The organism is Spartobacteria bacterium UBA695, from assembly GCA_002298145.1.
Taxonomy (GTDB): domain Bacteria; phylum Verrucomicrobiota; class Verrucomicrobiia; order Chthoniobacterales; family Chthoniobacteraceae; genus UBA695.
The window spans coordinates 111,857-135,682 of record DBMP01000001.1 but is presented as its reverse complement, the minus strand read 5'-3'; the positions used below and the strand labels follow the sequence as shown (position 1 = coordinate 135,682).

36 protein-coding genes are annotated in these 23,826 nt (G+C 58.9%); 33 read left to right on the top strand and 3 right to left on the bottom strand.

Annotated elements, in window-relative coordinates:
- The first annotated feature begins 85 nt into the window (after nt 1–85).
- Nucleotides 86–835 carry a 3-oxoacyl-[acyl-carrier-protein] reductase gene (fabG, locus tag B2828_RS00680; RefSeq protein WP_479631747.1) on the top strand — a complete coding sequence of 250 codons (750 nt, stop codon included), beginning with the start codon at nt 86–88 and terminating at the stop codon, nt 833–835.
- A gap of 60 nt (nt 836–895) precedes the next feature.
- Here the strand turns inward: fabG and B2828_RS00675 are convergent, their stop codons facing one another.
- Nucleotides 896–1,876, bottom strand: coding sequence for a UvrB/UvrC motif-containing protein (locus B2828_RS00675; protein ID WP_479631746.1), 981 nt, complete (start codon nt 1,874–1,876; stop codon nt 896–898).
- Nucleotides 1,877–2,204: 328 nt separating this feature from the next.
- Here B2828_RS00675 and rpsL point away from each other — a divergent pair, with 328 nt between their 5' ends.
- From rpsL to rpsD, 31 genes are all read left to right on the top strand, one after another.
- Nucleotides 2,205–2,615, top strand: a complete 411-nt coding sequence (gene rpsL / locus B2828_RS00670) for a 30S ribosomal protein S12 (RefSeq protein WP_479631745.1) — start codon at nt 2,205–2,207, stop codon at nt 2,613–2,615.
- A gap of 6 nt (nt 2,616–2,621) precedes the next feature.
- Nucleotides 2,622–3,095: a 30S ribosomal protein S7 gene (rpsG, locus tag B2828_RS00665; RefSeq protein WP_479631744.1), complete on the top strand. Its 474-nt coding sequence runs from the start codon at nt 2,622–2,624 to the stop codon at nt 3,093–3,095.
- Nucleotides 3,096–3,109: 14 nt separating this feature from the next.
- Nucleotides 3,110–5,260 carry an elongation factor G gene (gene fusA, locus B2828_RS00660; RefSeq protein ID WP_479631743.1) on the top strand — a complete coding sequence of 717 codons (2,151 nt, stop codon included), beginning with the start codon at nt 3,110–3,112 and terminating at the stop codon, nt 5,258–5,260.
- Between the two features lie 20 nt (nt 5,261–5,280).
- Nucleotides 5,281–5,592: a 30S ribosomal protein S10 gene (gene rpsJ, locus B2828_RS00655; RefSeq protein ID WP_479631742.1), complete on the top strand. Its 312-nt coding sequence runs from the start codon at nt 5,281–5,283 to the stop codon at nt 5,590–5,592.
- Between the two features lie 26 nt (nt 5,593–5,618).
- A complete protein-coding gene (gene rplC, locus B2828_RS00650) occupies nt 5,619–6,269 on the top strand; it encodes a 50S ribosomal protein L3 (RefSeq protein WP_479631741.1) in 651 nt (216 codons plus the stop codon).
- A 2-nt stretch (nt 6,270–6,271) separates the two neighbouring features.
- A complete protein-coding gene (rplD, locus tag B2828_RS00645; protein ID WP_479631740.1) occupies nt 6,272–6,883 on the top strand; it encodes a 50S ribosomal protein L4 in 612 nt (203 codons plus the stop codon).
- On the top strand, nt 6,880–7,164 hold the full coding sequence (gene rplW, locus B2828_RS00640; RefSeq protein ID WP_479631739.1) for a 50S ribosomal protein L23: 285 nt from the start codon (nt 6,880–6,882) through the stop codon (nt 7,162–7,164). The genes rplD and rplW overlap by 4 nt, the downstream gene beginning before the upstream one ends.
- Before the next feature lie 14 nt (nt 7,165–7,178).
- Entirely contained in the window at nt 7,179–8,021 is an 843-nt protein-coding gene (gene rplB, locus B2828_RS00635; protein ID WP_479631738.1) for a 50S ribosomal protein L2, read from the top strand.
- 6 nt (nt 8,022–8,027) lie between these two features.
- Nucleotides 8,028–8,306, top strand: coding sequence for a 30S ribosomal protein S19 (gene rpsS / locus B2828_RS00630; RefSeq protein WP_479631737.1), 279 nt, complete (start codon nt 8,028–8,030; stop codon nt 8,304–8,306).
- A gap of 3 nt (nt 8,307–8,309) precedes the next feature.
- A complete protein-coding gene (locus B2828_RS00625) occupies nt 8,310–9,095 on the top strand; it encodes a hypothetical protein (protein WP_479631736.1) in 786 nt (261 codons plus the stop codon).
- A 13-nt stretch (nt 9,096–9,108) separates the two neighbouring features.
- Nucleotides 9,109–9,513 carry a 50S ribosomal protein L22 gene (rplV, locus tag B2828_RS00620; RefSeq protein WP_479631735.1) on the top strand — a complete coding sequence of 135 codons (405 nt, stop codon included), beginning with the start codon at nt 9,109–9,111 and terminating at the stop codon, nt 9,511–9,513.
- Between the two features lie 5 nt (nt 9,514–9,518).
- On the top strand, nt 9,519–10,181 hold the full coding sequence (rpsC, locus tag B2828_RS00615) for a 30S ribosomal protein S3 (protein WP_479631734.1): 663 nt from the start codon (nt 9,519–9,521) through the stop codon (nt 10,179–10,181).
- Nucleotides 10,182–10,216: 35 nt separating this feature from the next.
- Entirely contained in the window at nt 10,217–10,645 is a 429-nt protein-coding gene (gene rplP, locus B2828_RS00610) for a 50S ribosomal protein L16 (RefSeq protein ID WP_479631733.1), read from the top strand.
- A gap of 8 nt (nt 10,646–10,653) precedes the next feature.
- Nucleotides 10,654–10,851: a 50S ribosomal protein L29 gene (gene rpmC / locus B2828_RS00605; protein WP_479631732.1), complete on the top strand. Its 198-nt coding sequence runs from the start codon at nt 10,654–10,656 to the stop codon at nt 10,849–10,851.
- 21 nt (nt 10,852–10,872) lie between these two features.
- Nucleotides 10,873–11,151: a 30S ribosomal protein S17 gene (gene rpsQ / locus B2828_RS00600; RefSeq protein ID WP_479631731.1), complete on the top strand. Its 279-nt coding sequence runs from the start codon at nt 10,873–10,875 to the stop codon at nt 11,149–11,151.
- 26 nt (nt 11,152–11,177) lie between these two features.
- Nucleotides 11,178–11,543, top strand: coding sequence for a 50S ribosomal protein L14 (rplN, locus tag B2828_RS00595; RefSeq protein WP_479631730.1), 366 nt, complete (start codon nt 11,178–11,180; stop codon nt 11,541–11,543).
- Nucleotides 11,540–11,797 carry a 50S ribosomal protein L24 gene (gene rplX, locus B2828_RS00590; protein WP_479631729.1) on the top strand — a complete coding sequence of 86 codons (258 nt, stop codon included), beginning with the start codon at nt 11,540–11,542 and terminating at the stop codon, nt 11,795–11,797. The genes rplN and rplX overlap by 4 nt, the downstream gene beginning before the upstream one ends.
- Nucleotides 11,798–11,833: 36 nt before the next feature.
- Complete coding sequence (rplE, locus tag B2828_RS00585; protein ID WP_479631728.1) at nt 11,834–12,409, top strand: 50S ribosomal protein L5; 576 nt, start codon at nt 11,834–11,836, stop codon at nt 12,407–12,409.
- A gap of 27 nt (nt 12,410–12,436) precedes the next feature.
- On the top strand, nt 12,437–12,835 hold the full coding sequence (gene rpsH / locus B2828_RS00580) for a 30S ribosomal protein S8 (protein ID WP_479631727.1): 399 nt from the start codon (nt 12,437–12,439) through the stop codon (nt 12,833–12,835).
- Nucleotides 12,836–12,850: 15 nt separating this feature from the next.
- Nucleotides 12,851–13,390: a 50S ribosomal protein L6 gene (rplF, locus tag B2828_RS00575; RefSeq protein ID WP_479631726.1), complete on the top strand. Its 540-nt coding sequence runs from the start codon at nt 12,851–12,853 to the stop codon at nt 13,388–13,390.
- Between the two features lie 6 nt (nt 13,391–13,396).
- Nucleotides 13,397–13,753 carry a 50S ribosomal protein L18 gene (gene rplR, locus B2828_RS00570; RefSeq protein ID WP_479631725.1) on the top strand — a complete coding sequence of 119 codons (357 nt, stop codon included), beginning with the start codon at nt 13,397–13,399 and terminating at the stop codon, nt 13,751–13,753.
- 3 nt (nt 13,754–13,756) lie between these two features.
- Complete coding sequence (rpsE, locus tag B2828_RS00565) at nt 13,757–14,314, top strand: 30S ribosomal protein S5 (RefSeq protein WP_479631724.1); 558 nt, start codon at nt 13,757–13,759, stop codon at nt 14,312–14,314.
- A gap of 3 nt (nt 14,315–14,317) precedes the next feature.
- Entirely contained in the window at nt 14,318–14,770 is a 453-nt protein-coding gene (gene rplO, locus B2828_RS00560; protein WP_479631723.1) for a 50S ribosomal protein L15, read from the top strand.
- A 36-nt stretch (nt 14,771–14,806) separates the two neighbouring features.
- Nucleotides 14,807–16,327 carry a preprotein translocase subunit SecY gene (gene secY, locus B2828_RS00555; RefSeq protein ID WP_479631722.1) on the top strand — a complete coding sequence of 507 codons (1,521 nt, stop codon included), beginning with the start codon at nt 14,807–14,809 and terminating at the stop codon, nt 16,325–16,327.
- Nucleotides 16,328–16,343: 16 nt separating this feature from the next.
- Nucleotides 16,344–16,982, top strand: coding sequence for an adenylate kinase (locus B2828_RS00550; RefSeq protein WP_479631721.1), 639 nt, complete (start codon nt 16,344–16,346; stop codon nt 16,980–16,982).
- A gap of 7 nt (nt 16,983–16,989) precedes the next feature.
- Nucleotides 16,990–17,754 carry a type I methionyl aminopeptidase gene (map, locus tag B2828_RS00545; RefSeq protein WP_479631720.1) on the top strand — a complete coding sequence of 255 codons (765 nt, stop codon included), beginning with the start codon at nt 16,990–16,992 and terminating at the stop codon, nt 17,752–17,754.
- Complete coding sequence (gene infA, locus B2828_RS00540) at nt 17,727–17,948, top strand: translation initiation factor IF-1 (RefSeq protein WP_479631719.1); 222 nt, start codon at nt 17,727–17,729, stop codon at nt 17,946–17,948. The genes map and infA overlap by 28 nt, the downstream gene beginning before the upstream one ends.
- Nucleotides 17,949–18,063: 115 nt before the next feature.
- Nucleotides 18,064–18,177 (top strand): 50S ribosomal protein L36, encoded by a 114-nt coding sequence (gene rpmJ / locus B2828_RS00535; RefSeq protein WP_479631718.1) that lies wholly within the window; start codon nt 18,064–18,066, stop codon nt 18,175–18,177.
- Nucleotides 18,178–18,218: 41 nt separating this feature from the next.
- Nucleotides 18,219–18,602, top strand: a complete 384-nt coding sequence (rpsM, locus tag B2828_RS00530) for a 30S ribosomal protein S13 (RefSeq protein WP_479631717.1) — start codon at nt 18,219–18,221, stop codon at nt 18,600–18,602.
- Between the two features lie 36 nt (nt 18,603–18,638).
- The gene (rpsK, locus tag B2828_RS00525; protein WP_479631716.1) at nt 18,639–19,238 is read left to right on the top strand and encodes a 30S ribosomal protein S11; all 600 of its coding nucleotides are present in this window, start codon (nt 18,639–18,641) and stop codon (nt 19,236–19,238) included.
- Between the two features lie 20 nt (nt 19,239–19,258).
- Nucleotides 19,259–19,870, top strand: coding sequence for a 30S ribosomal protein S4 (gene rpsD, locus B2828_RS00520; protein ID WP_479631715.1), 612 nt, complete (start codon nt 19,259–19,261; stop codon nt 19,868–19,870).
- A 288-nt stretch (nt 19,871–20,158) separates the two neighbouring features.
- Here rpsD and B2828_RS00515 read toward each other — a convergent pair whose 3' ends face one another.
- On the bottom strand, nt 20,159–21,322 hold the full coding sequence (locus B2828_RS00515; protein WP_479631714.1) for an acyltransferase family protein: 1,164 nt from the start codon (nt 21,320–21,322) through the stop codon (nt 20,159–20,161).
- A gap of 206 nt (nt 21,323–21,528) precedes the next feature.
- Here B2828_RS00515 and B2828_RS00510 point away from each other — a divergent pair, with 206 nt between their 5' ends.
- The gene (locus B2828_RS00510; protein WP_479631713.1) at nt 21,529–23,169 is read left to right on the top strand and encodes an NAD-dependent malic enzyme; all 1,641 of its coding nucleotides are present in this window, start codon (nt 21,529–21,531) and stop codon (nt 23,167–23,169) included.
- Nucleotides 23,170–23,249: 80 nt separating this feature from the next.
- On the opposite strand, the gene B2828_RS00505 is transcribed toward B2828_RS00510, so the two are convergent.
- The gene (locus tag B2828_RS00505; protein ID WP_479631712.1) at nt 23,250–23,825 is read right to left on the bottom strand and encodes a hypothetical protein; all 576 of its coding nucleotides are present in this window, start codon (nt 23,823–23,825) and stop codon (nt 23,250–23,252) included.
- Between the last annotated feature and the right edge of the window lies 1 nt (nt 23,826).

Sequence of the window (23,826 nt, the reverse complement as noted above, 5' to 3'; positions counted from 1 at the left end):
CGGAATGCGAAGTCAAGAAATCGGCCCCCGGCTTTTGCTGTTGCCCAAGAGCGTGGGGCGCTGCTAGGTTGCGCCCTTCCTAACTATGAACCGATTCGAAAACCAGATCGCCATTGTCACCGGAGCCGGCCGCGGCATCGGGGAAGCCATTGCCAAGAGCCTCGCGGAGGGAGGGGCGAAAATCGCCTGTGTGAGCCGTTCGGAAGCGAACTCAGCCAAGGTCGCCGATGCGATCAACGCCGTCCACCCCGGCGCCGCCAAGCCCTACGCCGTGGACGTGGCCGACAAGAAGGCCGTCGAAGCCGCCGCCGCGAAGATTTTCGCCGACTTCGGCAAGGTCGATATCCTGGTCAACAACGCTGGCATCACCCGCGACGGCCTGGCCATGCGCATGAGCGAGGAAGACTGGGACGCCGTGCTCGATACCAACCTCAAGGGGGCCTTTAACTTCATCCAGGCTGTCATGCGCCCGATGATCAAGCAGCGCTCCGGCCGGATCGTCAATATTGCCAGCGTCGCGGGCCTGATGGGCAACGCGGGCCAGGCGAACTACGCCGCCAGCAAAGCGGGCCTGATCGGCCTCACCAAAACGCTCGCTCGCGAACTGGCCGGACGGGGAATCACCGTCAACGCCGTCGCTCCCGGCTTTATCAAGACCGACATGACCGATGTGCTCAACGAGAACATCAAGAGCGCCGTTGTCGGGCAGATCCCCCTGGGCCGCTTTGGCGAACCGGGCGACATCGCTGCCGCCGTGGCCTACCTGGCCAGCGCGGACGCCAGCTACATCACCGGCCAGACCCTGACGGTCGATGGCGGCATGGTGATGGCGTAACGCGCCGTCTGTCTCTAGTTTAATAAGCCCCGCGCTCTGGTAACCCTCGGCGCGGGTTTTTTATTCCTTGGAGCGGGAATTTTTCCGGGGTGCTCTCGCTGTTTTCGGGGCCTTGGCCTTCTTGGTGGGCTTGGCCTCCTTAACGGCTTTAACCTCTTTGAGTGGCTTAAGTGCCTTAATCGGCTTAAGCGCCTTGGGTGCCTTCGGGGCCCGGACGCGCTTTGGCTTGGCCGGAGCGGTCGCCTTCTTATTAGAGGGGGGTGCGCTAGAGGAAGTCGCAGAAGCAGCGTCCGGCGTTTCCTCCTTGGCCCGGAAGGCCCGGATGGCGTCGCGCAGCTCCGCGGCCCGTTCGTAGGCTTCCGCCGCCACAGCCCGGTCCATCTCCTGCTCCATCATCTCCAGCTTGGAGAGCGGGCGCTTGCCCTGAAGCTCGCCCAGCCATTCAGTTAAAAATTCCAGCTCGGGGCACGTCTCCGCCGGTTCGGGCCGAGCGTGGAGCATCTCTAATATAGAGTCCCGGCTCCGCTCAATGTGGGCGATCGCCCCGGCGATATTCCCGCGCTCAAGGTCGATCGACGCCTTCGCCCGGGTGTTCATCATCAGCACGTACGGCCGGAACTGCTCGAACGACCAGGAGATTTCTTCCCGTTCGGCGTATTTCGAGACAAACGCAAACAGATCGAGATTGTGCTGCGTATCGCGCACCACCCCCTTGAAGTCCTCCAGCTGAAAGAGCGCCAGGTAGCGGTGATAATATTGCACCCCCTCCTGGTGGAGCTCCCCGCACTCATCTCCATTAAGAGTATACGACTGTTCTTCCGCCTCGGCCTCTGACGCGCGGGTCTTATGCCAGTCCAGGAGCGACTCGAACCCGTTGGGGCGCAACCCGTCCGGGCGTCCGGCGACTTCCATCTGAATCAGGCCGAGATCGAGGCGGAGCTGAATCTTCTCCTTGCCGTCGACCCCTCTGATTCTACGGACGCGAATCTGCCCCGGCTCATGCGGCCAGCCTTCGAGCAACGTGTTCAAATCCAAATTCATGATGCACCTCTATCGAAGCTAGAAATTGGGCGAAAACAAGCAGGAAAGCGGCTTCCCCCTCGTAAAAAGCGTAAAAAAAATAAAAACACCCCTTGCAGATCCAGAGCGACCGGAGTAAAACAACCCTCCCGCGTTTTCTGTGGCCCGAAAGGCCCGCCAGAAGCCACGGGAGACGAAAAATTCAGCCGGTGCTCGGAATTTACTTGCGCCGTAGCCGCATTCGTCTACAGTTCGCGCTCCCCGCAACCAGCAGTGGATGTGGAATCCATGCTGTGAAGCGGGATTTTTAGTCCCTGTAACCGGGGAGAGAAATTTTTGATTTTTTAACATGCCAACGATCAACCAGCTTGTCCGTAAGGGACGCAATAAGGTGACGGTGAAATCCAAGTCGCCGGCGCTAGTTAGCTGCCCGCAGCGCCGCGGCGTCTGCGTGCAGGTCATGACCCGCACCCCGAAAAAGCCGAACTCCGCTCTTCGTAAAGTCGCCAAAGTCCGGTTGACCAATGGTCAGGAAGTCATCGCCTACATTCCGGGCGAAGGTCACAACCTCCAGGAACACTCCATCGTGCTTGTTCGTGGTGGCCGTGTGAAAGATCTTCCTGGTGTTCGCTATCACATCGTTCGCGGCACGCTGGACGCCCTCGGGGTGGACGGTCGCCGCCGTTCGCGTTCCAAATACGGAGCCAAACGCCCGAAGCCGGGTCAAGAAGCCGCCGCTGGTAAGGGCAAGAAGAAATAATTTCCTATGTCTCGTCGTCGCAGAGTCATCAAAAAAACCGAGAAGTTTGACAGCCGTTATGGCAGTCCCTTGGTTGCCCGTCTGATCAACACCATCATGGAGAGCGGTAAGAAATCCGTCGCAGAACGGATTGTTTACGGCGCCATCGAAAAAACCCGTGAGGGTTCCGATGCCGTTGATCCGCTCGAAACGCTCAACAAGGCGATCGACAACGTCAAGCCCCGGCTTGAAGTCAAGTCCCGCCGCGTGGGTGGTGCGACCTATCAGGTCCCGATGGAAGTCCCGGTTCCCCGGCAGCTGGCTCTTGCCATGCGCTGGATCGTCACCTTCGCCTCCAAGCGCAAGAGCATCCCTATGCTGGAGGCTCTCGCAGCCGAACTCAAAGAAGCGGCCGCCGGACAAGGCAACGCCATTAAGAAACGCGACGACACGCACAAGATGGCCCAGGCAAACCGGGCATTCGCGCATTTCCGATTCTAACCTAATTTATCGCCGTGGCTGACACTGTTTCCAATCCAAACTCGCCGAACCGGGCGTACCCTCTGGAGCGCACCCGCAACATCGGGATCGCTGCCCACATCGACGCGGGCAAGACCACCCTCACTGAACGCGTGCTCTTCTATACGGGCATGATTCACAAGATCGGTGAAGTGCATGAAGGCACTACTGCCACCGACTGGATGGAGCAGGAGCGCGAGCGTGGCATCACGATCACTTCCGCCGCCACCACCTGTTTCTGGCAGCAGATCAAGCAAGAGGGCGTCGTCAAGTTGTTCGAGGGCATCAAGCACCGCGTCAACATCATCGACACTCCCGGCCACGTCGACTTCACCGCCGAGGTCGAGCGCTCATTGCGCGTACTCGACGGTGCGATCGCCGTGTTCTGCGGCGTCGCCGGGGTTCAGCCCCAGTCCGAGACCGTTTGGCGTCAGGCCACCAAATACGGCGTGCCTCGTATCGCTTTCGTCAACAAGATGGATCGCACGGGCGCCAACTTTGAGAACGCCCTCAACGACATGCGCACCAAGCTCGGTGCCAACGCGTGGCCGATCCTCATCCCGCTCGGCAAAGAGGATTACCTCCGTGGCCAGCTCGATGTCATCAACAAAAAAGCGATCGTTTACTCCGACAACGACCAGTGGGGCTCCACCTACACCGTCGAAGAGATTCCTGCTGAATTCAAAGAACAGATCGACACAGCCTACGACGAACTCGTTTCCGCCGTGGCCGACCTTGATGACGAAATTGGCACCCTCTTCCTCGAAGAGAAGCCCATCAGCGTCACGGCTCTCAAGCAAGGCATTCGTCGCCTCACCATCGCCAACAAGTTCATTCCCGTTGTCGGCGGTTCCGCTTTCAAAAACAAAGGCGTTCAGTACCTCGTTGACGCCGTTATCGACTATCTCCCGAGCCCGATCGAGACCCTCCCGGCCCAGGGCCAGAACCCTGACACCGGCGAAGAAATCCTTGTTCGCGCCGATGACAACGCCAAGTTCTGTTCGCTCGCGTTCAAACTTTGGAGCGATCCTTTCGTCGGCAAGCTCGTCTTCTTCCGTGTTTACTCCGGCAAGCTGACCAAGGGCGACACCGTCTACAACCCGCGCACCCACAAGCGCGAGCGCATCAGCCGCCTCATCCAGATCCAGGCCGACAAGCGCGAAGACATCGACACGTGCTACTCGGGTGACATCGCCGCCATCGTCGGCATCAAGAACATCACCACGGGCGACACGCTGGCTTCCGAAGACTTCAGCGTCATCCTTGAACCGCCGTCGTTCCCTGACCCGGTTATCTCCATGGCCATCGAGCCGAAAACCAAGGTCGACCAGGAGAAAATGTCCATTGCTCTTCAGCGCCTTGCCGAAGAAGATCCCACCTTCCGTGTCTTCACCAACGAAGAAACCGGCCAAACGATCATCGCCGGCATGGGCGAGCTCCACCTCGAAATCATTCGCGATCGTATGATGCGCGAGTTCAAGGTCGAAGCCAACTCCGGTAAACCTCAGATCGCTTACCGCGAAACCATCACTTCCGAAGCCGTTGGCGAAGGCAAGTTGGTCAAGCAATCCGGTGGTCGTGGTCAATACGGACACGTCGTCGTCCGCGTCACGCCGAACGAGCGCGGCAAGGGCATCATCATCGAGAACAAAACCGTCGGTGGTTCCATTCCCAAGGACTTCATCCCGGCCGTCAAGAAGGGTCTCGAAGAGGCCGTCCTGAACGGTGTGGTGGGTGGCTACCCGGTCATCGACGTTTCCATCGACATCATCGACGGATCCTTCCACGAAGTTGACTCCAACGAAATGGCCTTCAAGATGGCCGCCATCTTCGCCGCCAAAGACGGCTTCAAGAAGGCCAAGTCGATCCTGCTCGAGCCGATCATGAAAGTGGAGAACATCACTCCCGAAGAGTTCCAGGGCGACATCCTGGGCGACCTCAACCGTCGCCGTGGACGCATCCAGAGCATGGAATCCAAGGGCAACCTCTCGGTGGTACACGCCGAAGTGCCCCTGGCCGAAATGTTCGGTTACTCCACTTCCATCCGGTCCCTCTCCAAGGGCCGCTCCTCCTACTCGATGGAACCCTCACACTTTGAACAAGTCCCCGCTGGCGTGCTCGCGGCGGTGCTCGACCAGAAAGGTTAATTTCCCAACCCGCTCTTTATATGACAAACGGTCAACGAATTCGCATCCGGCTTAAAGCTTTCGACTATCGGATGCTCGATCAGTCCTCCTTGGATATTGTCGAAACCGCCAAGCGCACAGGCGCCAAAGTCGCGGGCCCTATTCCGCTTCCCACGCGGATCGAAAAATTTACCGTCAACCGTTCCCCGCACGTGGATAAAAAATCCATGGAACAGTTCGAAATCCGCACCCACAAACGGCTGCTGGACATCATCGAACCGACCGCGAAAACGGTGGATGAATTGAAGAAGCTGAACCTCCCGGCTGGTGTTGATATCACCATCAAGATCTGACCGGCGTTCTTGAACCACGAAATCGAATGAAATACGGACTGCTAGGTAAGAAAATCGGGATGACCCGAGTCTACGACGAGAAGGGGAAAATCACCCCTGTCACCGTCGTCGACGTGAGCGGCAATACGCTGCTCCAGGTCAAGACCCTTGAAAGGGACGGCTACAGCGCCATCCAGGTCGGGTTCGACACGCAAAAAGAATCGCGTCTGCCGAAGGCGCAGTTGGGCCGCTACAAGAAGGCCAACTCCGAACCGAAGAAAGTTGTGCGCGAATTCCGCCTCACCGCGACCGAAACCGTCGAGGGCGAGCTGAACCTCAAGGCGAATCATTTCCAGGTCGGCCAGATCGTCGACGTCATCGGGCAGTCCAAAGGCAAGGGCTTCCAAGGCATCGTGCGCAAGCATGGAGCTGACGGACAGCCTGCTTCCCACGGTTCCATGATGCACCGCCGCCCTGGTTCCATCGGCTGCCGGTCCACTCCCGGTCGTATTTGGAAGAACCAGAGCATGCCCGGTCACATGGGCGATGAACGCATCACGGTTCAAAATCTTCAAATTGTTCAAGTGCGCGATGCCGAACAGGTTCTCTTGATTCGCGGCGCGATCCCCGGAGCCAACGGCGGTTACGTCGTGGTTCGTCCGGCAAAGAAATCCCCACTTCCCGCGGAGGCTAAGTAGAAATGAGCGCTACCGTTCTTTCAGTTGAAGCAGCCAAGGCTGCAAAAGTCGCCGTCATCGAAAACGGCATTGGAACCCAGGCCGTTCATGACGTGGTTGTCGCTCTTCGCGCCGCCCGCCGTAGCGGCACCGCCTCCACCAAGACTAAGGCGGAAGTCAATCTTTCCGGCTCCAAGCCGTGGCGCCAAAAAGGCACAGGCCGCGCCCGCGCCGGCTACAAATCGTCGGTCGTTTGGACCGGCGGCGGCGTCGTATTCGGCCCAAAATACCGCGACTACAGCAAGAAAGTGACCAAATCGGTTCGCCGCCTGGCGCTCCGCAAGGCCCTCAGCTCACGGATCATCGCCGGAGACGTTCTTGTCGTTGAAAACTTCGCCATCCTCGAACCGAAGACCAAAACCTTCGTCAAGTGGGTGCAGGACAACGCCGGAGTCGAAAAGACCCTCATTATTGGCAAAGACTTCGACGAGACCACCTTCAAGGCAGCTCGCAACGTCCAGCCGACCCGTCTCATCACGGCCGCCGAGGTGAACACCGAAGACCTTCTTGCGTATAAGAAGATCGTCATTACCCAGGACGCCCTGAACCAACTCGCAGAAAGGACGCAGAAATGAGTGATCCTCAAGATTTGATCAAAACCATCGCCTTTACCGAAAAGGCGACCATTCTCAGCGAGAAGCACGGAAAGTACGTCTTCCGCGTGGCTCCGAGCGCCAACAAACTTCAGATCAAAGCGGCTGTTGAAAGCCTCTTTGGTAAGAAGGTTGCAGACGTCAACACCGCCAACTTCGCTGGTAAGAAACGCCGTGAACGCCGCGCCGACGCCGGCCGTACCGCCCACTGGAAAAAGGCCATCGTGACCCTGAAAGCCGGGGAGAAGATCGAACTGGCATAACCATTTAATCCACCATGGCACTTAAAACTTTTCGTCCTCTGACCCCCGCCTCGCGCTACAAAGCGCTGCCGGACTTTGAGGAAATCACCAAGAGCAAGCCCGAGAAGAGCTTGACGGTTACGCTGAAGAAGAGCGGTGGCCGCAATAACCGGGGCCGCATGACTTCCCGTCACATCGGTGGCGGACACAAGCAGAAGTACCGCATCATCGACTTCAAGCGCCAGAAATTTGGCGTCGTGGCCGAGGTCATCGGGATCGAATACGATCCGAACCGTACCGCCCGCATCGCCCTGATCCAGTACACCGATGGCCTCAAGAGCTACATCCTCGCCCCCGTCGGACTGACCGTCGGCGCGAAGGTTGTCTCCGGACCGGACGCTGCTCCCGAAGTGGGCAACGCCCTTCCGCTCAAGAGCATCCCGCTCGGTTCCTCGATCCACAATATCGAGCTCGCTCCCGGCAAGGGTGGCCAGATCGCCCGTTCGGCCGGCCAGCAAGCCACATTGAGCAACCGCGAAGCCGGTTACGCTCTGATCAAGCTGCCTTCCGGAGAAATTCGCAAAATTCACGAAGAAGCCTACGCAACGATCGGACAGGTTGGAAACGTTGACCACATGAACGTTTCCTCCGGCAAAGCGGGCCGCAGCCGCTGGCTGGGCATCCGTCCTCACGTTCGCGGTATGGTGATGAACCCGGTCGATCACCCCATGGGTGGCGGTCAGGGCAAGTCCAAGGGCGGTGGCGGACGCCATCACCCGATGAGCCCGTGGGGCCAGCTCGCGAAGGGATTCAAGACCCGTCGCAAGCACAAGGAGAGCAACAACCGCATCGTGCAGCGTCGCAACGCCAAGAAGTAGCAGACTATGGGAAGATCACTGAAAAAGGGGCCTTTCGTTGAGCTCCATTTGCTCGAGAAAATCGACAAACTCAATGCCGGTGGCGTCAAGAAGCCGATCAAGACCTGGTCGCGCCGCTCGATGATCACTCCGGATTTCGTGGGCCATACCTTCCTCGTTCACAACGGGAAGATCTTCAACTCGGTGTTTGTGACGGAGAACATGGTCGGTCACAAACTCGGCGAATTTTCGCCTACCCGCGTGTTCAAGAAACACGGGGCGCACACCGCGAAGGTGACGAAGTAATTTATGCTGCGTCCTGTCGTAACGGCAGGCGTGGTGATCGTGGCGCTGACACAAGGGTTGGCGGCCATTGGGGGTGGTTCTTTCTCAGATTCAGACATTGAAGTAACGGAAGCAAAAGTGACGCTTCAGACGGTTACCGCCGAGAACGAAGTTCTCAAACGGCAGCTGGGTGAAGCCAAGGACGCCATAAAGTCCCTCACTGAAAGCCTGGCTGTATCGAATGGCGAGGCAGAAGTTTTCCGGCGGGAGGCTGCGGATCTTAAGCTGCGGATGACGGCGCTCGGAGTCGATGGACTCAGCGGCGACAAAAGCAAGCTAGAGCAGCGCCTCCTTAAGGCGGTACGCGACCTTCAGCTCGTCCAGAGCGAAAAGGACAAGTTGGCCGAGGAACTCGTACAGTTAAGTGAGGCGGTTTTGCGGTTTACCAAAGTGGCGACAACCGACGACGCCGAAGCCCGAATGGCTTTGGAAGCTAGGATGCGCAGCGCGGAAGAGACCCTCGGGATACCCGGGAACAATACCGCGCAGCCCTCCAACCGTCCCGGGAGTTTAAACGACGGGATGGTCGTCAGTATTAAAGACGAACTTTCCCTGGTGGTGGCCAATATTGGCAGCCAACAGGGAGTGAGGGTGGCGATGCCGCTCAAAGTCGTCCGAGACGGGCGGATCATCGGATTAGTCCGGGTCGTGGACGTTCGAGAAAAAATTTGCGGTGCCGTGATACAAAGTCTGGATTCGGAAAAGAATAAAATTAAAGTGGGCGACCGCCTGATGGTGGATACCCAGTAAAAGTTTAACTAACATGCAGATCCATTCGACAACCAAGTACGCGCGTATCTCGGCCTTCAAGGCCCGGGAGGTGGCGCGTGAAATCCAGGGCCTGCCCGTAGCAACGGCCCTCGACATCGTTGCGTTCAGCCCGAAAAAGGCGGCCGCTCTGATTGCCAAGACGCTCAAGAGCGCCGTCGCCAACGCCGAGAACAATGCCAATCTGCGTGCGGACACCCTCGTCGTCAAAGAAGCGACCATCGGCGAAGGCCCCACCACCAAGCGTTTTCAACCGAAAGCGCGCGGCAGTGCCGGTCCGATCCTGAAACGTTCCTCCCACATTCGCATCGTGGTGACGGACGAGATTGAAATTCCGCAGCGCGGCGCCAAGAAACCCGCCGCCAAGCCTAGCACCAAGAAGGGCGACAAAGCCTCTTAATCATTATGGGACAGAAAGTTAATCCAATCGGCTATCGTCTCGCCGTCAATCGCGACTGGCGCTCCCGCTGGTATGCGTCTCCCAAGGATTTCCCTGATTTCCTTCACGCCGATCTGCAGATCCGCAACTACGTCAAAAAGAAACTCGCCCTGGCTGCCGTTTCCAAGATCGTCATCGAACGTGCCTGGAACAGCCTGCGCGTGACCATCTATACGGCGCGTCCCGGCATCGTGATCGGCCGTAAAGGCTCCGAGATCGAGAAGATGACCGAAGAAATCGGCCATATGTCCGGCGGCAAACAGGTCAAGATCGACATTCAGGAGATCAAGACCCCCGAACTCGACGCCCAACTCGTCGCTGAGAACATCGCTCTTCAGATTGAGCGCCGGATTTCCTTCCGCCGGGCCATGAAGAAAGCGGTTCAGACCACGATGGACTTCGGAGCATCGGGCGTTAAAGTCCGCTGCGCCGGCCGCTTGGGCGGTGCTGAAATTTCTCGTGCCGAACGTTATCACGAAGGCAAAGTGCCGCTGCACACGCTGCGCACCCCGATCGACTACGGATTTACCGAAGCCAACACCGTTTACGGCAAAATCGGCGTCAAAGTGTGGCTCTGCAAGCCCGAACCCGCGCCGGTCGAGGCCCAACCCGCCGCCAAGAACGCCTAGCCGGCCAACCCGAATTCATTAGAGGAGAATAGCTTATGCCACTGATGCCCAAACGCGTGAAGTACCGGAAGACCCAGCGGGGAAGCCGCACTGGTCTTGCTTCGCGCAACGTGACGATCGATTTCGGTGCCTACGCGCTTCAGACCCTGGAACGCGCATGGATCACCAACACCCAGATTGAAGCTGCCCGTGTCGCGCTCACCCGCAACATGAAACGCAAAGGCAAGCTCTGGATCCGCGTGTTCCCGGACAAATCCGTGACCGCCCGCCCGCCGGAAACCCGAATGGGTAAAGGCAAAGGCCAGCCCGAATACTGGGTTGCTGTGGTTCGCCCTGGCAACATCCTGTTCGAACTGGACGGCATCTCGGAATCCGTCGCCCGCGAATCGCTGCGTCTCGCCGCGACCAAGCTTCCCATCCGCACCAAATTCCTAACGCTCCACCGCGTGGCACCCGCCGCCTAGTTCCTGGTATGAAGATCAAAGAAATCAAAGAATTGAGCGTTGAAGAACTTCAGGCCCGCAAGCGGGAACTGAAAAAGGAAGGGTTCAATCTCCGCCTGCAACAGCAGACCGGCCAGCTTGAAAAGCCCAGCCAGATTCGTTCCATCCGCCGCGAGGTCGCCCGGATTGAAACCGTCCTCACCCTGCGCGCCGGCCAGACCGCCTAACGCCATAAAATTTAGAGTCCAATGACTGAGAATCAATCCGTACCAACCGAAACCGCCCGCAATTTGCGCAAGACGCGCGTGGGCGTCGTGGTTTCCAGCAAGGCGAACAAAACCGCCGTCGTCCAGACGGTGACCCGCGTGCCGCACGCGCAGTTTGGCAAGATCATCAAGCAGGTCAAAAAGTTCCACGCTCACGATGAGGAGAACCAAGCGCAGGTTGGCGACACCGTTCGTATCGCGGAAACTCGCCACATCAGCAAATTAAAATGCTGGAGGGTTGTTGAAATCCTCAAGCATTAGTGTAATCTCGCAACCCCTTTCGTAATATGCTTCAGATCCGATCCAGAATCGACGTGGCCGATAACACCGGCGCACGCATGGCCAAGATGATTGGCGTCATCGGCAAGCCGACCAAAATAGCGCATGTCGGCGACATTATCACCGCGCACATCCGTGAGGCCTCTCCTGGCGGCACCGTCAAGAAAGGCGATGTAGTCCGCGCCGTGGTGGTTCGCTCGCGTCATCCGGTCCGGCGCGAGGACGGTTCGTATCTTCGCTTCGACAACAACGCCATCGTCATTATCGACAAAGACCTCAACCCGCGCGGCACGCGCATCTTCGGCCCAGTCGCTCGCGAACTCCGCGAACGCAACTTCATGAAGATCGTCTCCCTCGCTCCCGAAGTCCTATGACCATTCAGAAATTTCACGTCAAGAAGGGCGACCAGGTCCAGGTTATTTCCGGCAACCAAAAAGGTTCCACCGGGAAAGTACTCCAGGTCATCTCCAAGAAAGCGCAAGTCCTCATCGAAGGCGTGCGTCTTATCAAAAAGCACACCCGCAAATCTCAGGACCAGCCTCAGGGCGCGATCATCCAGCGCGAGGGTCCGATTCACGTTTCCAACGTGAAAGTGGTAGAGAGTGGAAAGAAAGGAAAGGCGGCTTAACCAAAGTAGCTCGCCCCCAAGAATCCGGAAACGCATATGGCAGTAGAATTTTATACCGAATACAAGGAACGGGTTGTTCCGGCTCTGAAAGAAAAGCTCGGAGTCAAGAACCCGCACCAGATCCCCTTCATCAAGAAGGTGGTCGTTAACACCTGCGTTGGGTCCGCCACCGACGTGAAACAGGCGCTTGAGGACGCGAAAGCGGAACTCGCCCTGATCACCGGCCAGAAGCCGGCGGAAACCCGCGCCAAGAAGAGCATCGCAAACTTCAAACTGCGTGGCGAACAAGCCATCGGCGCGAAGGTCACCCTTCGTGGCGCCCGGATGTACGAATTTTTGGAACGTCTCATCAAGACGGCCCTCCCGCGTATCCGCGACTTCCGCGGGATCTCGCCGAAGGCATTTGACGGTCAGGGCAACTACACGCTCGGCGTCGCCGACCAGAGCATTTTCCCTGAAGTGGAACTCGACAAAATCAAGCGGAACGTCGGGTTTGACATCACCATCGTAACGAGTGCAACCACCAACGCCGACGCGAAAGCGTTGCTGTCTGAAATGGGCGTTCCGTTCACCGATAAGGCCAAGAAACCCGCCGCCCCTAAAGCGGCCTAATTCCAAGCGGCCTAAATAGAATAAGATATGAGCCATTTGTCCGATCCCATTGCCGACTTTCTCACGCGTCTGCGTAACAGCTACAACGCGGCCAAAACGGAAACGGTGGCCCCCTATTCCAAGATCAAGGCGGAAATCGCCCGCATCCTGAAGCAGGAAGGCTACATTGCCGGTTACGAAATTATCTCCACTGGCAAATTCCCCGAGATTCGCATCACGAACAAGTTTGTCAACCGCGCCCCGGCCATTACCGGCCTTAAGCGCGTCAGCAAGCCGGGTCTTCGCCGTTATGTTGGTTCCCAGGAAATTCCGCGCGTTCTCGGCGGCCTCGGGATTTCCATCCTCTCCACGCCTCGCGGAATCATCACGGGGCGCGAAGCAAAGAAACAAAACGTCGGTGGCGAACTGCTCGCCTACGTTTGGTAATACCCTTTAATTTGTATGTCGCGAATTGGTAAAAAAGCTATCGATCTGCCGAAGGCGGTGAAAGTCGCCGTCTCTGCGGAAGGTGGAGTCAAAGTCGAGGGCCCCAAAGGCAAGCTCGAGTGGACCCTGCCCAAACAGATCACCGCGAAGGTTGAAGAATCCAAAGTCGTCGTCGAGCGCGCCAACGAACAGCGCAGCGTCCGTGCCCTGCACGGCCTCTCCCGCGCTCTCGTGGCCAACATGGTCATCGGCGTTTCCGAAGGATTCAGCAAGGATCTCGAAATCCAGGGCGTCGGCTTCAAGGCCGCCGTCCAAGGCAAGGTCTTGAACCTCAGCCTCGGATTCTCCCATCCTGTCCTCTTCCCCATCCCGGAAGGCATCAAAATCACCGTCACGGAAAACACCAAGCTGAAGGTCGAAGGCATCGACAAGAAAGTCGTCGGCCAGGTCGCAGCTGACATCCGTGGCTACTATCCGCCCGAGCCTTACAAGGGCAAGGGTGTCCGTTACTCTGACGAACACGTCGTCCGCAAGGAAGGCAAAACCGTTCAATAATCTCCTATGGCATCTCTGGAAAAAGTTAAATTGCGCCATGTCCGGCTCCGGAAGCGGATTGTCGGGACGGTGGATCGCCCTCGTTTGGCAGTGCATTTTTCGGGCAAGAATATTTATGCCCAGGTGATCGACGACGTGACCGGCCGCACATTGGCTGCCGCCACGACGACCGAGAAGAGCCTGGCAGGCGACACCACGGTGCGTGCGAACAGCGCCACCGCGGCAGTAATCGGCAAGCTCGTTGCCGAGCGCAGCAAGAAAGCGAATGTCTCCAAGGTCGTCTTCGATCGCGGTGGCTTCCAATATCACGGCAAAGTTAAAGCGCTCGCCGATGCCGCGCGCGAAGGCGGACTAGAATTCTAAGTTATGGCAGCTCCTAATCAACGTGGAAATCGAGGCGACCGCCGCGGCGACCGGAACCGGGAATCCAACGAACCCAAGTCGGATCTCACGGAAAAGGTCGTATTCATCAACCGTTGCGCCAAGGTCGTTAAAGGTGGCCGTCGGTTCAGCTTCAGCGCTCTGATCGTGACTGGAAACAAAGCAGGCAAAGTCGGTTACGGCTTTGGCAAGGCGAACGAAGTTTCCGAAGCCATTCGCAAGGCGTCCGACGCGGCCAAGAAGTCCCTCGGGACGGTAGCCGTTTTCAACAACACCATTCCTCACGAAGTCATCGGTGAATTCGGCGGCGGGCGCGTTCTCCTGCGTCCTGCCTCGCCCGGTACCGGTGTGATCGCGGGTGGCGGCGTTCGCGCCGTCATCGAAGCAGCCGGCATCAAAGACGTGCTCGCGAAGTCCCTCGGCTCTGGCAACCATGCCAACGTCGTCAAGGCGACCCTCGAGGCCCTCAAGAGCCTGCGTCTGCGTGAAGACATTTACAAAATCCGCGGCATCGAAAAGAAGCCTGCCGCAACCCAAGCTTAATCCATGAATCTCGCGACCTTAAAGCCCCGCCCCAATTCCAAGCACCGCGTCAAGCGGCTTGGATGCGGTGAAAGCTCCGGGCACGGCAAAACTTCCGGCAAAGGCCACAAAGGCCAGAAAGCCCGTTCGGGTGGTTCCATCCGCCTCGGGTTCGAAGGCGGCCAGATGCCCCTTATCCGCCGTCTTCCTAAGCGCGGCTTCAACAACGCTGCTTTCAAGACCGTTTACGCGACCGTGAACGTCGCCGACCTCAACGGGTTCGACGACGGCGCCACAGTCAACGAAGCGACTCTTCTCGAAAAGAAGCTTATCCGTGGCAAGTATGACGGCGTCAAGGTCCTCGCAAACGGGGAACTGACCAAGAAACTGACCGTCGCCGTGGACAAAGTGAGCGCGGCCGCCGTTGAAAAAATTCAGAAAGCGGGCGGCACCGTTCAGGCTGCTGCCGCGGAGTAAACGCGGAGCACCTGGAGACCGGACGAACCTTACTGAATGATCTCGGCATTTACCAACACGTTTAAGATTCCGGAGCTCCGGAATCGTATTCTCTTCACGCTGTTGATCTTGGTGGTGGTGCGCCTCGGAGCTGCCATCACCTGCCCGGGAATCGACGTCTCGGTCCTCCACGAGTGGTTTAAATACGAAGCCCAGCATCAGGCCGGAGGGAGCAGCTTTGCCGCTCTCTTCAACCTGTTTAGCGGCGGCGCCATGGAGAACTGCGCTATTTTCTCCCTGGGCGTCATGCCGTACATTAGTGCGTCGATCATGATGCAGCTGCTAACAGCCGTCATCCCCAAGCTGGCCAAGCTGGCGAAAGAAGACGGCGGGCGGCAGAAGATCATGCAGTACACGCGCTATGCGACCATTGCCCTCTGTCTTGGGCAGGGGTACGCGCTGGCGATGACCTTCCAGAATCCGAGTTCCAACCCGTTCCTGCCGGGCATCGCCGAAACGGTGGCTCGCATCGGACGGCCTTTGGTCGTTAACTCGGGCTTCGGCTTTGTGATTCCCGCGGTAATCGTCCTTACCGCCGGAACGATGTTTATGATGTGGCTCGGTGACCAGATTACCGATCGCGGGATCGGCAACGGCATGTCGCTGATCATCACCATCGGCATCGTAGCCCGCCTGCCCGCAGGTTTGATCCAAGTTTGGAATCTCTTCGTTCCGAGCGACGTGACCGCCGGGGCCAGCCAGGGCGTGCGCCCGATGGCGCTCGTGCTGATGATCGCCTTCTTCTTCCTCGTTGTGGCTGCGGTGATTTGCGTCACCCAGGCTCAGCGCAAGGTGGCCATCCAATACGCCAAGCGCGTGGTGGGGCGGCGCCAGACCGGCGGCGGCACGCAGTACATGCCCCTCAAGGTCAACTATGCGGGCGTTATGCCGATCATCTTCGGCCAGGCGCTCCTGATGTTCCCGCCGCAGATTGCCCAGCTTCCCGCGCTTCGCGGCATTGACTGGGTGCAGAAGATCGCCTCAAGCCTCGTCGACGGCACGTGGCACTACACGATCTACGGCGCGATGATTTTCTTCTTCAGCTACTTCTGGGTTGCCACGCAGTTCCAGCCGCAGCAGATCGCCGATGACCTTAAAAAGTACGGTGGCTATATTCCTGGCGTGCGTCCGGGCAAGCCGACGGCCGATTACCTTAACTTCGCCATGAACCGGCTGACGTTTGCCGGTGCGGTGTTCCTCACGATCATTGCGGTGCTGCCTCAGTTGCTCACCCGGGCAATGGGCATCCCATACATGGCAGCCTCCTTCTTCGGCGGCACCAGCTTGCTGATTATGGTCGGTGTTGTGCTTGACACCATGCGCCAGATCGAGACCCACTTGATTCAGCGCCACTACGACGGCTTCCTTCGCAAGGGCCGCATTCGTGGACGTTTTGAAAACAAGCCCTCGGGGTTCGGCGAAGCGGTACAGGCGGGTGGAATCGTCTGGCTCTACGCCGGAGTCTCTGCCCTGATCCTGATCTTCGCGGTTTATTTCCTCGCTCACGGGACCCGGTAGATTGAAAACGCGGATTGTGCTGTTAGGGCCACCCGCGTCCGGTAAGGGGGTGCAAGCGGATCGGTTGAAGGCCCGCTTTGGAATCCCCTCGGCCTCGCCAGGGGCCATGATGCGCGACGAGAAGCGCAGGGGAACGGCCCTCGGCATCGAGGCCGATCGAATCACCCGGGACGGCTCTATGGTCCCGGACTCCATGGTCATTACCCTCGTTCGGGAATGGCTCAAAGCACATACGGGAAAATTTCTTTTCGACGGCTTTCCCCGCGATATCGAACAAGCCGAAGCGCTTGAAGAACTTCTTAGTGAGCGCGGCGAAGCGCTTGATGCCGTCCTGTTTTTCGATGTCCCCGAGGAAGTCGTCCAGCGCCGCGTGCTCAATCGCGTTACGTGCCCGGCCTGCGGGGGGAGTTTCGGCATCGGAAACGATGTGGCTTCCGCAGACGTTCCATGCCCCGTTTGTGGCGGAAAACTCATCCGCCGCACCGACGATACCCTCGAAGCGTTTCGGCATCGGATGAATCAATACCGCGAGAAAACCAGCCCGCTCATCGACTTCTACCGGAAGCGTGGACTGCTTCGAACTGTTGGAGCCGCACAGGCTCCCGATGCGGTTTTTAGCGAAATCATTTCCATTTTGGAGGCGCACGGAGTTTAAATCGACCATGATTCCGATTAAGACCGCCAAGGAAATTGATAAAATGCGCATTGCCGGACGAGCCACCGGCGAAGTCCTGGGCCGTGTTGCTGCGTTGGTTCAGCCCGGGGTGACAACCAAGGAACTCGACGAGGCCGCCGCACAATTCATCGCCGAGACCGGAGGGCGCTCCGCCTTCCTCGGCTACCATGGCTACCCGGGCAATATTTGTATTTCCGTCAATGAAGAAGTCGTCCACGGCATCGCCGGGGGACGCAAAGTCCAGTATGGCGACATCGTGAAACTGGATGTCGGCGTCATCAAATCCGGCTTCGTGGGCGACACCGCCACCACCGTTCCCGCCGGGCTCGTCGATCCCGCCGTGCAAAAGCTGCTCGAGATTTCCGAGGAATCGCTACGGGTCGCCATCAGCCACGCCCTGGCCGGAGGCCGCCTGGGGGACATCTGCGCCTCGGTCGAGGAGACCGTCGCCGCGCATGGATTTACCGTCGTGCGCGAATTCGTCGGCCACGGCGTGGGGCGCAAACTTCACGAAGAGCCGCAAGTGCCCAACTACGGCAAACCCCGCACCGGCCCGCGGCTCAAACCGGGCATGACGCTGGCTATCGAACCGATGGTCAACCTTGGCGTGTGCGACGTCCGAATTCTCGAAGATGGCTGGACAGTCGTCACCGCAGACGGTAAACCCTCTGCACATTTCGAACACACCGTACTTATCACCGAAGGAGAACCAGAGATTCTTACATGGCGAGAAAAGACGCAATTGAAGTAGAAGGCAAAGTCGTTGAACTGTTGCCGAACACCATGTTCCGGGTGGAATTGCCCAACGGACACCGTGTTTTGGCACATATTTCCGGGAAAATGAGGTTACATTTCATTCGGATCTTGCCAGGCGACAAAGTTCTGCTAGAAATGTCCCCTTACGACCTGTCAAAGGGGCGGATAACCTTCCGGCAAAAGTTTTAAAAGCCGCTCTCGGGAAAGAGATTTTCCCGAGGGGTTTTTTTGTCCCCAAAACCCGACGTATAACCCCGGCGTATTTGACCGGCTACACCAGTTTTAACAAGAAACCGTTAGAGATATGAAAGTAAGAGCCTCGGTAAAGAGACTGTGCGAATCCTGCAAGATCGTGAAGCGCAAGGGCGTTGTTCGCGTTTTGTGCAAGAATGCGCGACACAAGCAGCGTCAAGGCTAAGCGCCCGGGCGTCATCCAGAACCCAATCATCTTTTTGAATTATGCCACGTCTACTCGGAGTTGAAATTCCCGGCGATAAACGGATCGAGGCTTCCCTGCCGTACATTTACGGTATCGGGCCTTCCTGGTCGAAAAAGATCCTCGAACAAGCCAACATCAACGGCGATATCCGCGCCAAAGACCTTTCGGTTGAGCAAATCAACCAGATCATCCAGGCGATCACGGCCAACAACCTCTTGATCGAAGGCGACCTTCGCCGCGACATCCAGAGCAACCTCAAGCGCCTCCAGGCCATCAACAGCTACCGTGGCATCCGCCATCGTCGCGGCCTGCCCGTTCGTGGCCAGCGCACCGGCACCAACGCCCGCACCCGCAAGGGCCCGCGTAAGACCGTTGGCGTGCAGCGCGCTAAGGACGCCAAGTAAGATCTAGTTACCAGCAATTTCCAGCACTAAGGATTTATGGCAGAAGAAAACAATGCACCCGTGACACCGGCCGCTCCTGAAGCGGCTGCTCCGGTGGCTCCCGAAGCGGCTACGCCGGCAACCCCGGCTACAGAAGGGGCCGCAAAGAAAAAGGCGCCCAAGGCGTCCAAGAAGACGGCAGCAGCCGCCGCAGCAGCGGCCGCTCCCGAAGTCAAGAAAGAGGAAAACCTCTCGCTTGATCCCAACGTGATCGAACCGGTTAAGATCATCAAAGCCAAAGGCTCCAAGAACGTGCACACCGGTGTTGCGCACGTCCAGGCGAGCTTCAATAACACGATCGTCAGCATCACCGACCAAAACGGCGCGGTGATCGGCTGGTCGAGCGCAGGCAAGGCTGGCTTCCGCGGTTCCCGCAAGAGCACCGCCTACGCCGCTCAGATGGTGGCGCAGGATGCCTGCCGCCAGGCCATGGGCCACGGGCTCAAAGAAGTCGAAGTGCGTGTGAAGGGCCCGGGAGCCGGACGTGAGTCCGCCGTCCGCGCCATGCAGGCCATTGGCCTCGACATCACCGTCATCAAGGACGTGACTCCCGTTCCTCACAACGGATGCCGTCCTCCGAAACAACGCCGCGTCTGATCTGAACTCTATCGTTTTATATGGCTCGTTATACTGGTCCTAAATCCAAAATCAGCCGCCGCTTTGGGGTGGCTATCTTCGGCCCGTCGAAGGCGCTGGAGCGGAAGAACTACGGCCCCGGCATGCATGGTCCCAAGGGATCGCGCCGCAAGCAGTCCGAATACGCTCTCGCTCTCGCTGAAAAGCAGAAGCTTCGTTATCAATACGGCGTCCTGGAAAAGCAGTTCCGCCGCTACTTCCAGATCGCTCTTACCCGCCGTGGCGTTACCGGCCTGATCCTTCTCCAGCTCCTGGAGACCCGGCTCGACAACGTCGTTTACCGGCTCGGTTTCGCCAACTCCCGCGCCTCGGCCCGTCAGTTCGTCTCGCACGGACATGTGACCGTCAACGGCAAGAAGGTGGACGTTTCCTCGTACAACCTCCGCGCTGGCGACAAGGTTGCCGTCAAGGACAAGCCCGCCTCGCGCGGTCTGGCCTCGCGCTTCCTGGAGCTCACCCAAATCGCCCCCGTGCCGGATTGGCTCGCGGCCGACAAGGAGAACTTCTCGGGCACCGTGGAGCGCATCCCGACCCGAGAGGAGATTGCTCCGATCGTCAACGAACAGCTGATCGTCGAACTCTACTCGCGCTAAGCGTAAGCTGGTTATCTTGTCGAAAAGGCCGGAGGGGAAACCCTTCGGCCTTTTTGTTTTGTCTGGGAGCCGTTCAACGATCCGTTTGGCGGTTGATTGGCTGATCGTTGAAACGTTGAAACGTTGAAAGCGCCTTATACGACGTTCATAGTCAAACGGCACGCAATGGCCTCTCTATAAAAATATTCTACGCAAAGACGCAAAGGCGCAAAGAAGGCAGGTGCGTCTCTTCTTTGCGCCTTTGCGGCTTTGCGTGAGCCTTAATGCCTTTTGTCTGCGGAAATCGTATTACTTGAAGTGCCGTTTGAGCTTCAAGATCGGTCCTTCGTAGCAATGCCAGGAGACCAAGGCGAGCGGGAGGACCAGTGCAATGCGCACCGAGGCCAGCAGCAGACAGCCAGGCAGCGTCGAGCCGGTCGCAGCGATCCAGGGGCCCTCGGGCGTCCAGTGGCTTAGCACCGGGGCGAGCAGACCGTGAATGATGTAAAGCCCGTAGCTGTATTCGCCGAAAAACAGCAGCGGCCGACAGCTCAAGATCCGCGAAACAGCGCTCCTGGGCGCGGCCAGCACCAGCAAAACCGCGCAGGCCAGGGCCACGGAGATCAGCGCAAGGCCGAGCGCGTGGGTGAGCGTTGTGTGCCCCATGAGGGCGACGAGCAGCCCGCCCAGGACCAGCGATGCGGTGGCGAGAGCGGTCTTGGTCGCGGGGAGCCAACTCCGCCAAGCCGGGTCGCGGGTCAACGCGGCCATGAAGCTGCCCGCGGCTAGGCCGTCGAGGTGAAACGGCGTCAGGAAAACGAGGTTGGGGAAATCCGTGGCGTACCGTGCGCTCAGGAGCCTTGCCGTCAGCGATAACAGGAGCAACCCGGAGCAAATGCGCAGCACCCCTCGCCGCGAGGCCAGAGCGATCACCAGGGGCCAGACGAGATAAAAATGCTCCTCCACCGCCAGCGACCAGAAGTGACGTAGGTCGATCTGCGGCGCATTGAGCCCCAGGGGGTGCAGCAGCCATGCGACGTTGCTCAGGTAGGTCCAATGCCAGATGCTTAACTCCCGCACCTGCTCAAACGCTGCCCCGCCGAGCACCCCCAGCGCGGGCAGCAGGCCGAAAATAACGGCGAGCACTCCGTAATACAGAGGGAAGATGCGCAGGACGCGGCGCGCGAAAAAATTCCGGAAATAATGGGGGCGCGCCCGGGTATCGAGCAGGATGCCAGTGATCAGAAATCCCGAGAGGACAAAGAAAAGATCGACGCCGCTTCCCAGGGCTGTCTGGAAAATCCGCCTCATCCAGGCGTGCTGTGGCCAGGCAGCCTCGGGCAAGAAATGGAGGTACATTACCAGCAGCACGGCGACGCCACGGATGCCGGTGAGGGCGGGAATCCGGTTTTCCTCCCCCGTAGACCGCAATTGCAGCGGGGTGGGCGGCGATGGCTGGGCCGGGGGATTCACATGGAGAAGGCACCCCATCTACGCATTTCTGTCAATGGTAAATCGGTTTAGCGAGGTAGATTTCCTTGACGGTCATGCGAGGGATCAGAAAAAACCCGAAAGATAGGCTGGCAGAAATCAGGGATTCTTCCTACGTTCAGAAGCGATTTTGCACCAGGCGGCTCATGACTTGAACGGATGAGTTAGCGCCTTTTGCCATATTTCGCATGAAACGCCATTTAGGATATTTACCAACGGGACTGCGCCTGATGCAGGACCCGACACTTAACAAGGGCACTGCCTTTAGTGAAGCCGAACGCGACGCCCTCGGGCTGCGCGGTCTTGTTCCTCCCCACGTTCAGGGGATGGAGGACCAGGTTAAACGCTTCCTGATCACCTACCGGAAGCGCTCCAGCGATCTGGAACGCTATATCGACCTCTCCTCGCTCCAGGACCGTAACGAGACGCTCTATTACAAGGTCGTCACCGAGTTCATCGACGAGATGATGCCGCTCATCTACACGCCGACCGTTGGCCTCGCCTGCCAGCAGTTTGGCCAGATCTTCCGCCGCTCGCACGGGATGTACATCTCGGAGAAAGAGCGCGGCCGTATCGCCGAAGTGCTGCGCAACTGGCCCCGCAAGGACATCCGCGTCATTGTCGTCACCGACGGCGAGCGCATCCTGGGCCTGGGCGATCTCGGCGCCAACGGCATGGGCATCCCGATCGGGAAGCTCGCGCTCTACACCGCCTGCGCGGGCATCGACCCGATCCAGTGCTTGCCGGTGTTGATCGACGTGGGCACCAACAACCAGAGCCTGCTCGACGATCCGCTCTACCTCGGCCTGCGCCAGCGCCGCACCACCGGCCAGGCGTATGACGACCTGGTTGACGAATTCATCTCGGCGGTTTCGGAGACCTTCCCGAAGGCGCTCATTCAGTTTGAAGACTTCGCCAACCACAACGCCTTCCGGTTTCTCTCCAAGTACCGGGAGCGGGTTTGCACCTTCAACGACGACATCCAGGGCACCGCGTCGGTGGCCCTCTCGGGCATCTACTCCGCCCTGCGCATCACCGGGGGCAAGCTGCGCGACCAGCGCTTCCTGTTCTTCGGAGCGGGCGAGGCGGGTACGGGCGTCGGCGAGCTGGTGGTCACGGCTCTTACGCACGAAGGCCTTACTGAGGCCGAGGCGCGCCGGGCTTGCTGGTTCATCGACTCCAAGGGGCTCGTGGTCAAGAGCCGCACGGACTTGAACGAGCACAAGCAGCGCTTTGCGCAGGACCATGCGCCGCTCAAGGACACGCTGGAGATCATCGAAGCCCTGCGCCCCACGGCGCTTATCGGCGCCTCGGGCCAGCCGGGGACCTTCACCCAGGCCGTCATCGAAGCCGCCACGCGTGCGGCGGGCCGCCCGATCATTTTCGCCCTCTCCAACCCGACCTCCAAGGCCGAGTGCACGGCGCAGCAGGCCTACGAGTGGAGCAAGGGCCAGGCCGTCTTCGCCAGCGGCAGCCCGTTTGGGCCGGTCGATTACGAGGGCCGTCATTTCATCCCGGGGCAGGGTAATAACGCCTACATCTTCCCCGGCATCGGCCTGGGCGTCCTCGCCAGCGACAGCCGTCTCGTTACCGACGAGATGTTCCTGACGGCGGCGCGCACGCTAGCTTCGATGGTCACCGAGACCGACCTGGAGCACGGCCGCATTTACCCGCCGCTCAAGCAAATCCGCGAAGTCTCCGTGGCGATCGCGGTGGAGGTGGCGAAGCTGGCCGCGAAATCGGGCCTGGCCCGGGAGACCCTTCCCGAGGACCTCGAAGGCGCGATCCGGAAATTACTCTATATTCCTGAGTATTTTTCCTATGTGTAGGAGCGCGGTTTAATTCGAAACAAAAAAAGCCCGGCGTCCGATGGGATGCCGGGCTTTTTTGTTTGGGAAAGATGGCTGGTCTAGTCGATCAACTCCAACCGGCGGGAGAGCTTCATGTCGATGTGCCGGATGTTGTCGTGGACGATTACGATGACGGTGTATTGCCCCAGCGGGTCAATGGCCTCGAAGCCGATGACGCCGCGGTCGCGCGCGAGGGTGATCAGCCCCGGGGGGGGCGGTTCGCCCTTCCACGCGGCGCGCGCTTTGTTGGCCAGGCAGAGGACGCCGTTGGGGTTGATGACGTAAAGGTCGAAGGTGGCGTTGGAGTTCCTCGTCGGCTTGCCTCCGGGGCCCAGAATGGTCCGGACGCCCGGGTCAACCAGGAAGAGGGCGAGGAAGAGGGGCGTGTTGCGCTTGACCTGGACGGTTGGCTTCAAGTCCCGGATGGCCCCGGTGCGGGCCCACCCCGAGAAGATCTGTTCGTCGGAGGTGAGCCAGAATTGCGCCGTGAGGCCTCCCTCGCTCTGCATCGAATCCACGCGCCCGATGGAGTCTTTGACGTTCATGTTGGGCGCGAGGAGGTCGCCGTGCGCGCTCAACGGGATCCATCCGCAAAGGAGTGCCAAGGCCAGACGGGTCCACATTGAGGTTTTCATG